At 58.7% G+C, this 13,554-nt stretch carries 12 protein-coding genes; 5 read left to right on the top strand and 7 right to left on the bottom strand.

Features of this window, described 5'->3' with window-relative positions:
* Window positions 1-179: 179 nt before the first annotated feature.
* Both ACZYGA_RS09855 and ACZYGA_RS09850 read right to left on the bottom strand, forming a co-directional pair.
* Window positions 180-1,388, bottom strand: a complete 1,209-nt coding sequence (locus ACZYGA_RS09855) for a CmpA/NrtA family ABC transporter substrate-binding protein (RefSeq protein ID WP_084209361.1) — start codon at window positions 1,386-1,388, stop codon at window positions 180-182.
* A gap of 50 nt (window positions 1,389-1,438) precedes the next feature.
* Window positions 1,439-2,014 carry an ANTAR domain-containing response regulator gene (locus ACZYGA_RS09850; protein ID WP_077379026.1) on the bottom strand — a complete coding sequence of 192 codons (576 nt, stop codon included), beginning with the start codon at window positions 2,012-2,014 and terminating at the stop codon, window positions 1,439-1,441.
* Window positions 2,015-2,623: 609 nt separating this feature from the next.
* Between ACZYGA_RS09850 and ACZYGA_RS09845 the strand changes: the two genes are divergently transcribed.
* Window positions 2,624-3,982, top strand: coding sequence for a NarK family nitrate/nitrite MFS transporter (locus ACZYGA_RS09845; protein ID WP_077379024.1), 1,359 nt, complete (start codon window positions 2,624-2,626; stop codon window positions 3,980-3,982).
* A 170-nt stretch (window positions 3,983-4,152) separates the two neighbouring features.
* Here the strand turns inward: ACZYGA_RS09845 and ACZYGA_RS09840 are convergent, their stop codons facing one another.
* From ACZYGA_RS09840 to dbpA, 3 genes are all read right to left on the bottom strand, one after another.
* The gene (locus ACZYGA_RS09840; RefSeq protein ID WP_164850377.1) at window positions 4,153-4,320 is read right to left on the bottom strand and encodes a hypothetical protein; all 168 of its coding nucleotides are present in this window, start codon (window positions 4,318-4,320) and stop codon (window positions 4,153-4,155) included.
* Between the two features lie 225 nt (window positions 4,321-4,545).
* Window positions 4,546-5,118, bottom strand: coding sequence for a GNAT family N-acetyltransferase (locus ACZYGA_RS09835; RefSeq protein WP_077379022.1), 573 nt, complete (start codon window positions 5,116-5,118; stop codon window positions 4,546-4,548).
* 224 nt (window positions 5,119-5,342) lie between these two features.
* On the bottom strand, window positions 5,343-6,743 hold the full coding sequence (gene dbpA, locus ACZYGA_RS09830) for an ATP-dependent RNA helicase DbpA (RefSeq protein WP_077379020.1): 1,401 nt from the start codon (window positions 6,741-6,743) through the stop codon (window positions 5,343-5,345).
* Between the two features lie 835 nt (window positions 6,744-7,578).
* Between dbpA and ACZYGA_RS09825 the strand changes: the two genes are divergently transcribed.
* Entirely contained in the window at window positions 7,579-9,108 is a 1,530-nt protein-coding gene (locus ACZYGA_RS09825; protein ID WP_479399048.1) for a hypothetical protein, read from the top strand.
* Window positions 9,109-9,446: 338 nt separating this feature from the next.
* On the opposite strand, the gene ACZYGA_RS09820 is transcribed toward ACZYGA_RS09825, so the two are convergent.
* On the bottom strand, window positions 9,447-9,887 hold the full coding sequence (locus ACZYGA_RS09820) for a hypothetical protein (RefSeq protein ID WP_077379019.1): 441 nt from the start codon (window positions 9,885-9,887) through the stop codon (window positions 9,447-9,449).
* 295 nt (window positions 9,888-10,182) lie between these two features.
* Here ACZYGA_RS09820 and ACZYGA_RS09815 point away from each other — a divergent pair, with 295 nt between their 5' ends.
* Both ACZYGA_RS09815 and ACZYGA_RS09810 read left to right on the top strand, forming a co-directional pair.
* A complete protein-coding gene (locus ACZYGA_RS09815) occupies window positions 10,183-10,644 on the top strand; it encodes a hypothetical protein (RefSeq protein ID WP_479399047.1) in 462 nt (153 codons plus the stop codon).
* A gap of 216 nt (window positions 10,645-10,860) precedes the next feature.
* Window positions 10,861-11,175: a hypothetical protein gene (locus ACZYGA_RS09810; RefSeq protein ID WP_077379015.1), complete on the top strand. Its 315-nt coding sequence runs from the start codon at window positions 10,861-10,863 to the stop codon at window positions 11,173-11,175.
* 117 nt (window positions 11,176-11,292) lie between these two features.
* Here ACZYGA_RS09810 and ACZYGA_RS09805 read toward each other — a convergent pair whose 3' ends face one another.
* A complete protein-coding gene (locus ACZYGA_RS09805; RefSeq protein WP_077379013.1) occupies window positions 11,293-12,996 on the bottom strand; it encodes a DUF262 domain-containing protein in 1,704 nt (567 codons plus the stop codon).
* A 352-nt stretch (window positions 12,997-13,348) separates the two neighbouring features.
* Between ACZYGA_RS09805 and ACZYGA_RS09800 the strand changes: the two genes are divergently transcribed.
* On the top strand, window positions 13,349-13,528 hold the full coding sequence (locus ACZYGA_RS09800) for a hypothetical protein (protein WP_479399045.1): 180 nt from the start codon (window positions 13,349-13,351) through the stop codon (window positions 13,526-13,528).
* The last annotated feature ends 26 nt before the right edge of the window (window positions 13,529-13,554 follow it).

Below are 13,554 nucleotides of genomic sequence, written 5' to 3'. Positions count from 1 at the left end.
GCAGTGGGATGAGAATATCATAACCGCACTGCCAACATGCCTGAGCCGACAGGTTTCGCGCTCGCGGGCGTCTTTTCTCTACCCCCTCACCCCTCACCCCTCACCCCTCGCCTCTTGACTCGCTTCCCACTGCTCACCCCTCGGCTTGTCGCCTCACGCTTCCGCGCGCGCCAGCGGTGTCATTCGAAGACCGCCCCATCGATGAAGCCATCCGCCGGCATCGGCACCTGCCCTGCCTCGCCGCTCAGCCACCAGGGTGCCGGATGCGTGCCTTCGCTGCGCTCATCCGCCACCGGCACCACCATGCCCAGCTTGCGGGCTGCGCTGCGGTAGAGGTCCGGGCGTACGCAGCGTGCCAGGGTCGCTTCGAGGTCATTGTCGCTGACTCCCTCGAGATGCCCCCAGCGCTGCATCTGGGCGGCATACCAGCGGGTCTGCGAGCGCCACGGGAAGTTGGCCGCGTAGCGATGGAAGATGGTCCAGCCGGGATTTTCCCGCTGGAACGCCTCCACCGACTGCTCGACATCCACGTCGCGCAGTCCACGCGCCACCACCGAAAGCGGCACTTCCTGCATGCCTTCATCATGCAGCCACTGCGCGGCCTGCTCACGGTTGCCCGGGCGGTCCAGCCAGGCACAGGCCTTGAGCAGCGCGCGAATCAGCGCCTGATGCGCCAGCGGGTGCTGCTCCGCCCAGTCCTCGCGCACGCCCAGCACCTTTTCCTGTCCGAAGCGCCAGATATCATGACTGCCCGCCACCACCTGCCCCATGCCCTGCACGGCGGCCAGACTGTTCCAGGGCTCTCCGACACAGAAGCCGTCCAGCGCGCCACTTGCCAGCTGGGCGGCCATCAACGGCGGGGCCACCGCACGCATCTCGATGTCGCGATTCGGGTCGATCCCGCCGGCCGCCAGCCAGTAACGCAGCAGATAGCGGTGCGAGGAGAAGGGATGCACGCTGGCAAGCTTGAGCGCCGCCTCCCCACGCTCGCGGCGCGCCTGCACGTGCGCCGCCAGCGCCCGAGACACCGCCAGCGGAGAGCCCAGGTCATGCCCCTCCTCGGCCAGCGCCGCCATCAGGGCCCGCGACAGGGTGATGGAGTTGCCGCCCAGATTGAGCGTCATCGCGCTGATCACCGGTGTGGCGCGGCCATCCAGCCCCAGGGTCGAGGTCAGCGGCATCAGCGCCAGCATCTGCGCGCCCTGCAACACGCCGGTCTGCAGGTCATCGCGCAGTGCCGCCCACGACGGCTGCCACTTGAGCGTCACGGCCAGCCCCTCCTCACGGAAGAACCCCTGACGCTCCGCCACCACCAGAGGTGCCGCGTCATTGAGCGGCATCAACCCCAGCGTCAACTGATGGCCATTGAGAAGAGAATCACTGAGCATCACATCCACCTTTTGAACGATCGAAAGAGAAGGACATCACGAGACTCGGCTCAGTGCCGACGCGACGCCTTGAGCAGCTCATCGGCCAGCTCGTGCAATGCCAGACGCCGATTCATCGCGGTCTTGCGCAGATATTGGTAGGCCGCATCCTCCCCCAGTCCGCGACTCTCCATCACCAGCGCCTTGGCGCGATCCACGCTGCGCCGCTGTATCAGAGTGGTCTGGGTGCGATTGAGTTCGCCCTTGAGGGCACGGTGAGCCTCGAAGCTGGTGATGGCCACCTCGACCATGCTGCGCACCATCGCCGGCATGACGTGATCCACCACGTAGGCGGACACGCCGGCGCCAGCCGCCTGGCGCACCAGGTCCGGCGCGTCCTCACTGGCCAGCATGATCATCGGCTTGGGATAGTGACGCCCCAGCTGGCCGAGGTGCTCGAGGGTGTCACGGCTGGGCAGGTCGGCGTCGATGATCACGGCATCCGGCTGATGGTGCTGCACCAGCGCATGCAGGTCCTCGTGTTCATCGACCCGCAGCGCCACCTCGAAGCCGGCGCTCAACAGCGCCTGCTCCAGAGCGGCGGAACGCTCGCTGCGCACATCGACGATCAACACGGTCACGGGCATATCAGGCTTCCTTGGCAGTGTGTCAGGCGGTGGTGCCGGGGTGTCAGGCGACGCCTCGAGCGATCAGGCACCGACGTCCGAGATCAAGGACGACGGCGTCTTCGCAAGCGGGAGTCAGGATGGCGTCACGCCTCTGACACTGCAGGATTCATGCCACAAACTGGTGCAGCGCTGGCCTGAAAGGCCTTCCGCAGTGCGCAAGGGCGCGCCCGACTGCACAGCAATGATGCATGGCGTGATCTGGCGATCTCTCGCCCGCCACGTGCGCCAGACTGGATCATCTTCACCCCACCGCGCACCGCCACTGGGCATCGCCCTGCTTACTCCCCACTGCTGTCTTGCCCGACATGATGATTCCAAGCCCTTGATATGACGGGGGTTGGACGCACAACACCCCTGCAAGTGGCGCGCTACTTGCTTTGAGTCAGGCAATGGCAGACAAGCGTGCCATGCATCATCCATGACGTGGACCAGGCTCCCGGGAGTACGAGTGCGTCGAACCAGGCCCCTCAATGACGAGGCGCCCCGCTGTCGTTCACAGCTGTTCGACCACCCGTCGTGCGCCGAGACCCTGGCGTCCGGCACCGACGCTGTACCAGGAGCCCACTCATGGATATTCGCAACAAGGCCAGCCGTATCCGGCTGTTCAGCTTCAATACCCCGCAGATGCGCGCCTTCCACATGTCGTGGTTCGCCTTCCACGTCTGCTTCTTCGGCTGGTTCGGCATCGCGCCCTTGATGGCCGTGGTGCGCGATGACCTCGGCCTGACCAAGACCCAGATCGGCAACACCATCATCGCCTCCGTCGCCATCACGGTGATCGTGCGACTTGCCATCGGCGTGCTGTGTGATCGCATCGGGCCACGCAAGGCCTACACCTGGCTGCTGTGCCTCGGCTCTCTGCCGGTGATGTGCATCGGCTTCGCCGACAGCTTCGAATCCTTCTTCCTCGCCCGTCTGGCCATCGGTGCCATCGGCGCGTCCTTCGTCATCACTCAGTACCATACCTCCGTGATGTTCGGCCCCAACGTGGTCGGCACCGCCAATGCCACCACCGCCGGCTGGGGCAACCTGGGCGGCGGCACCACCCAGATGCTGATGCCGCTGGTGATGGCCGGCCTTCTGATGCTGGGCGTCGAGCAGACCCTGGGCTGGCGTCTGGCGATGGTCGTGCCGGGCATCGTGCTGTTCCTCACCGGGATCGCCTACTACTTCTTCACCCAGGATGCCCCGGACGGCAACTTCAGCGAGCTGCGTGAGCGTGGTGAGCTGCCCAAGGCCGAGAAGGAATACAGCATGCGCGCCACTTTCGGCGCGGCGGCACGCGATATCCGTGTCTGGGCCCTGTTCCTCGTCTACGGCGCCTGCTTCGGGGTCGAGCTGACCATCAACAACGTCGCCGCCATCTACTTCTTCGATCACTTCGACCTCGATCTCGCCACCGCCGGCCTCATCGCGGGCCTGTTCGGCCTGATGAACCTGTTCGCGCGCACCCTGGGCGGCGTCTTCTCCGACCTGTTCGCCCGTCAGTCCGGCCTCAAGGGTCGCGTGCGCTGGCTGTTCATCGCGCTGCTGTGTGAAGGCGTGGCGCTGGTCGGCTTCGCCCAGATGGAAACCCTCGCGGTGGCCATCGGCATCATGCTGGTGTTCAGCCTGTTCGTGCAGATGGCGGAAGGCGCCACCTTCGGGATCGTGCCCTTCGTCAATCGCAAGGCACTGGGCGCGGTGGCCGGTATCGTCGGCGCGGGTGGCAACGCGGGGGCTGTCGCCGCGGGTTTCCTGTTCCGCAGTGAAGAACTGACCTACCAGGAAGGCCTGATGTATCTGGGCATGGGCGTGATCGTGATCTCGCTGTTCGCCCTGCTGGTGCGCTTCAGCGCCGCCACCGAGGCCGAGGAAGGCCGCGCCTATGAAGCCGCCGTCGCGGAACGCAAGCAGCAGAGCGACCAGCAGCCCGTGTCTGTCTGAGCCTGTCTCTTCCTGAGACTTTCTCAAACCTCTGACACATGCAGCCCTGATATACGGAGCCCTGATACACGGAGCCCTGACATGCAAAGGCCCCGCCTCTTGAGAGGCGGGGCCTTTGTGCATTCACACCTTGCGGTTCGCCGTGCTCGTGAGCGAGTCACGGCCAGCCATCAGCTGTCGGTAGCGTTCTCGACGCTGTCACCGGCGTCTTCCACGGCATTGTCCATCTTCTCGCCAGCCTTCTCCATCGGGCCCTCGTCCTCGCAACCGGCGAGTGACAGGCCACCGAGACCCAGCATGGCAATCATCAGCGAACTACCCAGAGTCTTGAGCTTCATGATGTCTCTCCTTGAATCATCGGTCGGGATAACGCCCCGGCCTGCACACCAGTACAGACAACAGCGCGGGGATACACAGGACATGGAGCGGGTGTCGCGCGGTTTCAAGGGTGGCGCAACGCCGAGTTGCAAGGGGATGACCGAGTGAAGAGGCACACCACAGGGCAAGCCCCTTCGAGGAGCCCGGCTCAGAGCGCGAATCTGCGCTCGAGCCAGAGGCCCAGGTCAGAGGCCCAGGTCAGAGAAACCATGGTCGAACAGCACCTCGCCTCCCAGCCCCGCCAGATAGTCCGGCACCAGCTCGATGGCCACGAAGGCGCCAGGCACATCCTCGTGATGGCAATAAAGGCCGTAATGGCGCGCCGGATGAAAGCCCAGATGTGCATAGAATTCGGCATGACCCGCCGCCACCACGGCGCCCGCTCCCAGCAGACGACAACGCTTGACCGCCGAGATCACCAGCCGCTTGCCGATGCCATGACGCTGGTGCTGGGGCAACACCGCCAGAGGCGCCAATGCCATCAGCACGCGCCCCGGACAGCCGGAGAGTTCCACGCGCGAGGCCATCACATGCCCCAGCAGCCCTCCTTCGCCTTCACTGAGGTGACGCCCGCTTTCCGGGTCAGAGAAGCGCTCGGCCACCAGCGAGATCTGCGCCAGATCACTGCGACGCAGTCTGTCGCCCAGGCGAGCCTCCCGGTGGCCGGCAAACACGGATTCATGGATGCGGTAGATGCGCTCATGATCGATGAGACGTTCTTCACGGATGCGAAGATTATCGGCGGGATTGTCAGTCATCACGAGTTACCGGTTCAGCGCCCTGTCGATCAGGGCCGTCACCCCCAAGCTTAGCCACCGCCGTCATGGCCCGCGAGAGTCAATCTACTGCTCAAAAAGCACGATGCCCGCCGAAGTGGCGGGCATCGAATGACGTGATGACAAGGTCGTGATCCAGATGAGAGACGTGGGACCTGCCATGTCACTCCTCTGCTGATTTCCACGCCATCAGGCGGGCGCCCCTGTCAGCTCTTGAGGCGACGCGCGCGGAAGGAACGGCCCTTGAGCTTGCCGTTCATCAACTGGGTCAGCGCGGCCTTGGCGACATCGCGCTCCACCGCCACGTAGGTGGTGCGGGCCAGTACCTTGATCTTGCCGATCTGGCTGCCCGGCAGGCCGCCATCGCCCGTCAGGGCACCGAGGATGTCGCCGGGACGCAGCTTGTCCTTCTTGCCGCCATCGATCTGCAGCGTCGCCATGCGCGCGCGGAAGGGTTCACGGGTCAGCATGCTCTTCGCCGGCAGCGGCTCGGCTTCCAGCGTCTGCTCGAGGAAATCTCCCAGCTTGGCCAAGCGATAGTCTTCCTTCTCGGTATACAGCGTACAGGCGATACCGGAGCTGCCCGCGCGACCGGTACGCCCGACACGGTGGACGTGGGCATCGAGGTCCCGGGCGATCTGGTAATTGAAGACAGCATCCAGAGCGTCGATATCCAGCCCGCGTGCCGCGACGTCCGTGGCCACCAGAATCGAGGTGCTTTTGTTGGCGAACATCACCAACGTCTGATCACGCTCGCGCTGCTCCAGATCACCGTGCAGGGCCATGGCACTGAAACCGTGCTCATTGAGGGCATCGCTGACCTCCTGTGCCTCACGCTTGGTGTTGCAGAACACCACGCTGGTGTCAGGACGATACTTGAGCAGCAGAATACGCAGCGCCTCGAAACGCGCCTCTTCATCCGCTACCCGGTGAAACAGCTGACGGATGCTGCTGTCATCGTGGGTGGAGGCGACCTCGATGCTGACCGGCTCCCGCAGGATGCGCTCGGCGATCGGGCGCACGCCATCGGCGAAGGTCGCGCTGAACAGCAGCGTCTGACGCGCTTCCGGGGTCTCGGCGATGATGGCATCCAGCACCTCGGCGAAGCCCATGTCGAGCATGCGGTCGGCCTCGTCCAGCACCAGGGTATTGAGCTCGGCAAGGCTCAGGCTGCCCTTGCGCAGGTGCTCGTCCACACGGCCCGGCGTGCCGACGATGATATGCGCGCCGTGTTCCAGCGAGCCCAGCTGCGGGCCGAAGGGCGCACCGCCACACAGCGTCAGCACCTTGACGTTGTGCAGACCGCGCGCCAGACGGCGGATCTCGCCGGCGACCTGATCGGCCAGCTCACGCGTGGGGCACAGCACCAGCGACTGGACACGAAAGCGCGAGACCTTGAGGCGCGACAACAGGCCGAGGCCGAAGGCGGCGGTCTTGCCGGAGCCCGTCTGGCCCTGGGCGATGACATCGCGCCCTTCCAGCATCGGCGGCAGGCTCTGTGCCTGAATCGGCGTCATGGTGTGATAGTCGAGCGTCTCCAGATTGGTGAGCAGCTCGGGCGCCAGCGCCAGAGAGGCAAAGGCAGGGGTGGCGGTGGCGTCAGTCACGAGGACATTCCTTCAGTCGATGAACAGGCACGAGCCGAACAGGCATGCGTGCGGGCGCAGAGCATAACAGAGCCAGCGCTCGCTCGCCTGCACGCCTCCACCTGCGAATTCACATGTCTGCGGGTTCCTGCCAGCACGCCGGCCGCGTTCACGTTTGCCATCCTTTCCAACGACACGACAGCTGATCGACTGCTGGTTGTCAGTCCCTTCCTCGCACCAGTCGATAATCCCCTCGCATGAGGCAAACGATATCGCATTAATGGCAATGAATGATTTTCGTCATCAGCCGTTTTCAATCCTGATTCAGGTCATTTATTAATCCTGTCCGATTCACCAGAATACCCGTTGACGTTCCTGTCATTTCCCACGTCTTGCGCCACGCCACGAGTGATCGTGCGCGTGTGAGAATTGATTGTCATCGATACCTATCGCCATGCCTCAAGCGTTGCATCAAGGGTGCGGACCTCAACGAAAAAGGGACGCACCGGTATCGAGTCTCGTCACTGATCATCGTCTGCATCATCTGTGCAACACCCATGTCCCGTCATGAGAGCATCACCGCATCATCACGCCCATTACTCCGCTATCTTGTTGATTAAATTGATATCAATGAGAAATATCAATGCCTTTTCATGAAGGCATGACAGCCCGAACACGCTCATACCCTCCGCGTGGGCCAGGGCCGACGACGCCAATGACGCCTTCACGAGCCAGCACAGACTGGCGCTGAATGGCCACGATCTTCTTGAGGAACAGGGGCTCCACTGGTCAGGAGAAACACCCCGTCATCAAGACAGTTTCAGGACGCAGCGAACCACAAAGGGAGCAGAACCTGATGAAGGATATTTCACGAATCACCGCCTACGGATGTGTCGTGGCCGGTGTTGGCCCAGCGGGCATGGGGTTTCTATTCAATGCCTTGAAAACCGGAAAACTGGCGCAACTCGCACGCCATGGTCTGCTGATACTGGATGCCGGAGGCATTCATCGGGATGCGCCTCTGGGGGCCGGACGGCTGGGCGAATATCGCATCACGGCCAACTCGGTGGGGGACGTCTTTCTCGATTGCCTGAGAGACCCGGCCCTCGCGGAAGTCTTCGCTCCGCTGGAAGGCGATCCGTGCCTGGAGAACATCCGCGCCCAGGCCTTCACCGCCCCGGCGCTCAGCGAAGTGGGCGCCCTGCTGGAAGCGGCGTCCCGGCTGGTGCTGGAACACGCCACCCGCCTTGCCGGCGTGGAGCTGTGGTGCGGCACGAGTCTCGATGAGGTTGAGCGCATCGAGGATGACAATCTGCTGACGCTGACTCACACGCCGGAACACGCGTCACGTCCGACACGGATTCGCACCTCCAACCTGGTGCTCAATCTCGGCGGCTATCAATGCCCGGAACACCTGACCCAGGACCTCTCGCGTCAGGGACTGTCCCTGTCACCGCGTGCCCGCATCTACAGCGGTGACGAACTGCTGCGCATGCCGGAAGGTCAGCTGCGCAGCCTCTTGCTGCCGCGCCTGCGGCGTGGTGGTCGTGTCTGCGTGGTGGGTGGCTCCCACAGCGCCTTCTCGATGCTGGATCTGCTCGCCAGCGCATTCCACAAGACGCGCATCGACGAGATCACCCTGCTCCACCGCTCGCCTGTCCGGCTGTTCTTCGAGAACGCCGAAGAGGCCAAGGCCGCGGGCTATTCCTATGATGCCGAGCGCGATGTCTGCCCCATCAGCGGACGCATCAATCGCTCCGGCGGGCTGCGCTACCGTGCCCTGAGCATCGGCCAGCAAGTGCTTTCCAGCGGTCGGATAGCAGACTGCGACATGCAGGTCAGGCTCATCCAGACCGGCCCCGGCCCTCAGCAACGCCTGCTCGCGGCCAGCGAAGCACTGGCCGACGCGCCGGTAGTGGTGCAGTGCAACGGCTATCAGCCGATTCTGCCGCGCCTGCTGGATGCGACGCGTCAGCCGCTACCGCTCAGCCAGGTGAAGGGCGGACTGGATTCCGATGCCACCGGCAATCCCCGAGACCTCTCAGGCAACCTCCTTGAGGGCCTCTACCTGTTCGGGCTCGGCGCCGGACTGGCGGCAGACCCCACCCTGGGCAGCGAAGCCGCCTTCGATGGCCGCATCTACGGCGTCTGGCAATTCCACAACAACGCAAGCCTGCCAGCGCTGGAGACCATCCTCACACGCCTGGAAACGCAGCATGTGGCAGCACCGGTGACGGACCCGCTGTCCGCCGCCACCCAGCTGGCCGAGCAGGCAGCGCCATCCTCTGGCGCACAACGCGTGAAGGAGGCCGAACGCGAGCTGACCACGGCGCTGAACACGCTGAGCGAGACTCTGTCCTCGCCACTGCGCTCCAGCATCGCCTGACCTGCATCGCCTGACATGCATCGACAAGGCATGCATCGACAAGGCAAGCATCGACAAGGCATGAGGGCTCATGCCACGCCTTGCGTCAGATCTTACGTAATGATCTGGCGTCGTTATGAATACGCCAACAAGGCGCTACCAATCTCAACAACGTCATTATGATTATCACAAAGATAACAATAACGAGAAATGGCACTCTGACACACTAGGCGAAAGACACACACGAGACCCTGCAGAAAGCACATGAAGGGCCCGGCCATGCATCGCATGACCGGGCCTTTTGGCTACTGGCGCTTGCTGTCAGCGCACAGGCAACGGGTGACTCACGAACCCGAGATTCAGCCGGCCTGGGTCTGTGCTTGCGCGAGACGTGCCTGCTTGCCGCCGAGGGTGAAGCAGGTATCGATTTCCCGCAGCAGGAACAACGCCACACAGGCGGCCAGCATCGGCCAGGCGGCGAAGAACAGCAAGTGCTCCCACGGCGCGAGATACTGATTGAAGGCAGACAGCGTGGAGCCGGCATGCAGCACCAGCACCAGCCCATAGGTGAGGGTCTTCTTCACGCCTGCCAGGAACATCAGCAACAGCACCATCTCGATGGCGGCGATCACGATGACGATGCCTTCGCCGACACCGCCGATGGAATAGAACTTCTCGAAGATGGCCGCGGCGTGACCGGGATTGAAGAACTTGTCCAACGTCCACATTGTCATCACGAGGAAGACCCCGAGGCGCAGCAGCAGCAGGGAAATGCGGATTCGATCGGCGTACTTCGTCATGTCAATTCTCTCCAGAGGAAATGGGCCTGTCAGGCAGTCAGCGCCGCCTCGTGCCGGGCACGTCTTCCTGTGTACGCACACCATTGAGGTCTGGTTGCATCCAGATCGACTTTTTTCTCGCGAAATGAACCACTTGGCAGTCCATCACGCGATTGCGCTCTTCGGCGCAAGTCACTGCTGCGTCAGCGGTGATAGCGCCTCATATCTGTCCTCCTGCCGCGACTGACAACGCTTGAATGCCTGCCCATCCTCAAGACACCTGTAGCACTGGCGCTTGCACACTGGAGTTATCCACATGGCCTCTCAACCAGACACGCCGACATCCGGCGCACCGCTGCGCCGCTGGCAGGCCCCCCGCGACGCTTCTGCCCACCCGCCGTGCACATCTCCCTCCCACCTGCCGCCCGCGATTGCCCAGGCACGCTTTCCCGCCCTGAGCGCAAGGCTGCTGGAGCATGCTGCGCGCATACAGGCCGAGCGTGCACGCGGCGAGATACTGGACGCCGCCTGCGCCATGAGCGCCGTGCCGACCGTGATGCAGGAGATCTGGTCTACCAGTGGGGAGCTTGAGACATTCGCATTACATCAGGCCATGCAGATCGAGACGCTTACGGAGCTGCTGGGCGAGCACACCAGAGCCCTCAGCCCTGATGATTCGCCAGCGGTAGCCCCGCGTGACACCTTTGACTGGCTGCATCTGGCACTGGAATGCCTGCTGAGAACACATGAGGATAACCAACGTTTACACTCGAACTGATGTAACCCGGGCCCAAAACTCGTATGGTGAAGTGACGGGCCCGGTTGACGACAGTCCATGTCTCGCCGCCGCCCTCGTGGCAGATGCACGCGCACGACGACCAGGAGCACGTCTGGAACGGACTTCCGGTACGAGAAACAACGCAAGACATCAAGCACAGCAAGCGGAGCAGAACATCACGATCGATCATTGAAACGACCAGCCGAGGAGGTTCACATGAAGGTCTACAAACCTGAATGGCGCTGCACGCTCGACGTGACGGAAGGCCCCGACCCCACCGCCCGCTGGAAAACACGGCTTGCCTGGCGCCTGCGCGCCCTCGCCGACCGCTTTGATGGCGGTAGTCGTACGATGAAGATTGACTGCAATGTCACCCCGGCGCTCAGTCGCGAAGAGGTCGACACCTGTCTGGGCAAGGGCTTCGCCCTCAGCCAGAATCTGATGCTGCAACTGGCCAACCACAGCGCCTGCGAAGATGTCCTACGCGACGCCAAGGCCGAGCTCTACGAAGAAGAGCAACACCCGATGTAAGACGATGATCTCAGTAGAAACCCGCAGATCATCCATCGGTGAACGTAGTCCGCAAGACGCATGAAAAAGCCCTCCCGGCGATGCCGGGAGGGCTTTTTAAACTTCTTATGAAATCACTTACTTTCTTGTATAGCAGGTTTTATTAATTGGCCACGCAGCCAAGGCTATTTTAGCCATCTCTAGCTGTCGATTGTTGATTGTTTCAGGACTCCAGCTTTCATATTGAGCTATCGCAGAAGTTGTGGATATACTGCTCTCACTAAAGACCTTTCTTTTTATTTCAAAACTATCATTAGACATTGAATTATTTCTGCTTTTCTTTAACAAGCATTGATTCCCAAGTCTATTTTTATTTTCTAAATGTTCTTCTTCACTAAAGTTTACCCAGCAATCCTTTTTCTTTGATTTTGGCAATATGTGCTCCAATGTAATGTCATCGACATCATCATTAACCCATTCAAGCTCTTCTCTTTGAGTATTGGAAGTATGCTCGAGTTCTCTCAGGTAATATCTGGCCAAATAGGTTTTCGAGACCCTACAAACACTAAACACTTCTTCAAACTCTTTATCGGAAACCACTATCTTTTGCAGAGCTTCGATTAAATCACCACTTGTTAATATAACTTTATTAGAGATATTAATAGCTGAATCTGCAAATGCTTGCTCGTTTACTCCACTACGAGTTCTAGCCGTAAGCACTAACCGAACACTAAGTGAAGTTAAAAACTTAATGGCAAGCTCAAATTCTTTTTTATTAAAATTAACAGCAATTGCCAAAAGCAAAGGCCGCATTGGTTTTAAATCGAACATATTAAAATCTGACAAATACTTTCTAGATACTTTACTATAGCTATCCCAATAGTCATTGTCTGAATTAAAAGTGGCAACATAAGCTCTAGAATTATTTGAAAGTGAACCTAGAAAAGTGATAGAAGAATTTTCATTTTTATACTTACTTTGTATTGACTCATATACACCATCCATCCTTACAAATCCTGAAAATGCAATAAGATGATGTCTTAAAAAAGAAACTTGTGGATCATCGTCTCCAAGTTCTTGAAGATTCTCCAGCATATTTGACCATTTAGTTTGTGCTATATCTATTTGTGTTTTTGATTGGCCAAAAAGATAACTTTTAACTAAGTCTGCCTGTGATGTGCGCAACCCTCTATCGTTAAGAGTTTCAAACATTTTAAAAGCCCGTCCCTCATCATGAGCTCTCAGAAGTATAACTTGAGCCTGGTTTTCCAAATAATCTATCCAAGAGTTAAATGTATCTTGTGCATCCACCCCTGCTATAGATTTAGCTATACCCTCTACTCTCTCTTTGGCTTTAAAATATGCATTCTTTAATAGCCTATGCGATGTTCTATTTGGCTCAGGTGGCCATTTATCACCTCGCTTTTGAGCCGTTAATTCCTTAAAGTAATCTCGATCATCTGTGTTTAGTGATAGCCTCTGCTTAAAGCCTTCTCTACGATCGCTTTTAAATAAATAGCTATTTTGTAATGATGTAGATATATCGCTTCCTATATTGTAAGCTTCTAAATGATCACGAATTGCCGTTAAAAGCAAATAAGTGGTAGTAAGTCTTTGTTGGCCATCTACAACATTAAGATCACTGGAGGATGTCTTTTCAATAGCTACAATAGTACCTAGAAAATACTCAGAACTATTTCTATATGCTGCCTCTAAATCTGAAAAGAGTTGTTCTACTTCTTCATCTGTCCAAGCATAATCTCTCTGATGCGCAGGTATATTCAAAGAATAATCAGAGAAAATTTTTGCGATACCAATATCATCAAAACTAAATGTCTTCACAGCGCACTCCTTAAATACAATAGCTTTCCATATTGAACATTCTCAACGTTGATATGTTTATCAAAAATCATCACAACATACCACACCTACAAACAATTTACGTATAGCAGTTAGCCTAACATTAAATCTAGTTTTTAGTAATGATACATGCTTTATATAATATTCGATCAAGGATAGATCCCCCGAAATTAACAAAACATTTCTTTCAACTCTCAGTTCAACTATTAATGGACTGGTACCATCAAAGTGATCCAAAATTTTTGACCTAGTCGGTTACACTATCGTTATCATTGAAAAATAAAGCTTGCTGGACTCACTCTTTTTACTACAACTCCATGCTCTCAGGCCCACGATGTCCATTTCCGCCCGCCCTTCAAAGCTGAGCCTGCCTCAGCTCAATTCCGGTGTGACGACGGTGCTGGAGTATCTGCTGCTCAAGTTTCCGGCGATTGCCGAGTCACGCTGGCGCGAGCTCATGGCCGAGGGCAAGCATAGCGATGAGGACATGCAAATCATCCATCGGAGAACGTAGTCCGCAAGACGCATGAAAAAAGCCCT

The sequence above is a fragment of the Cobetia sp. BL01 genome (genome assembly GCF_056493605.1).
This window is presented reverse-complemented; position numbering and strand designations above follow the sequence as displayed.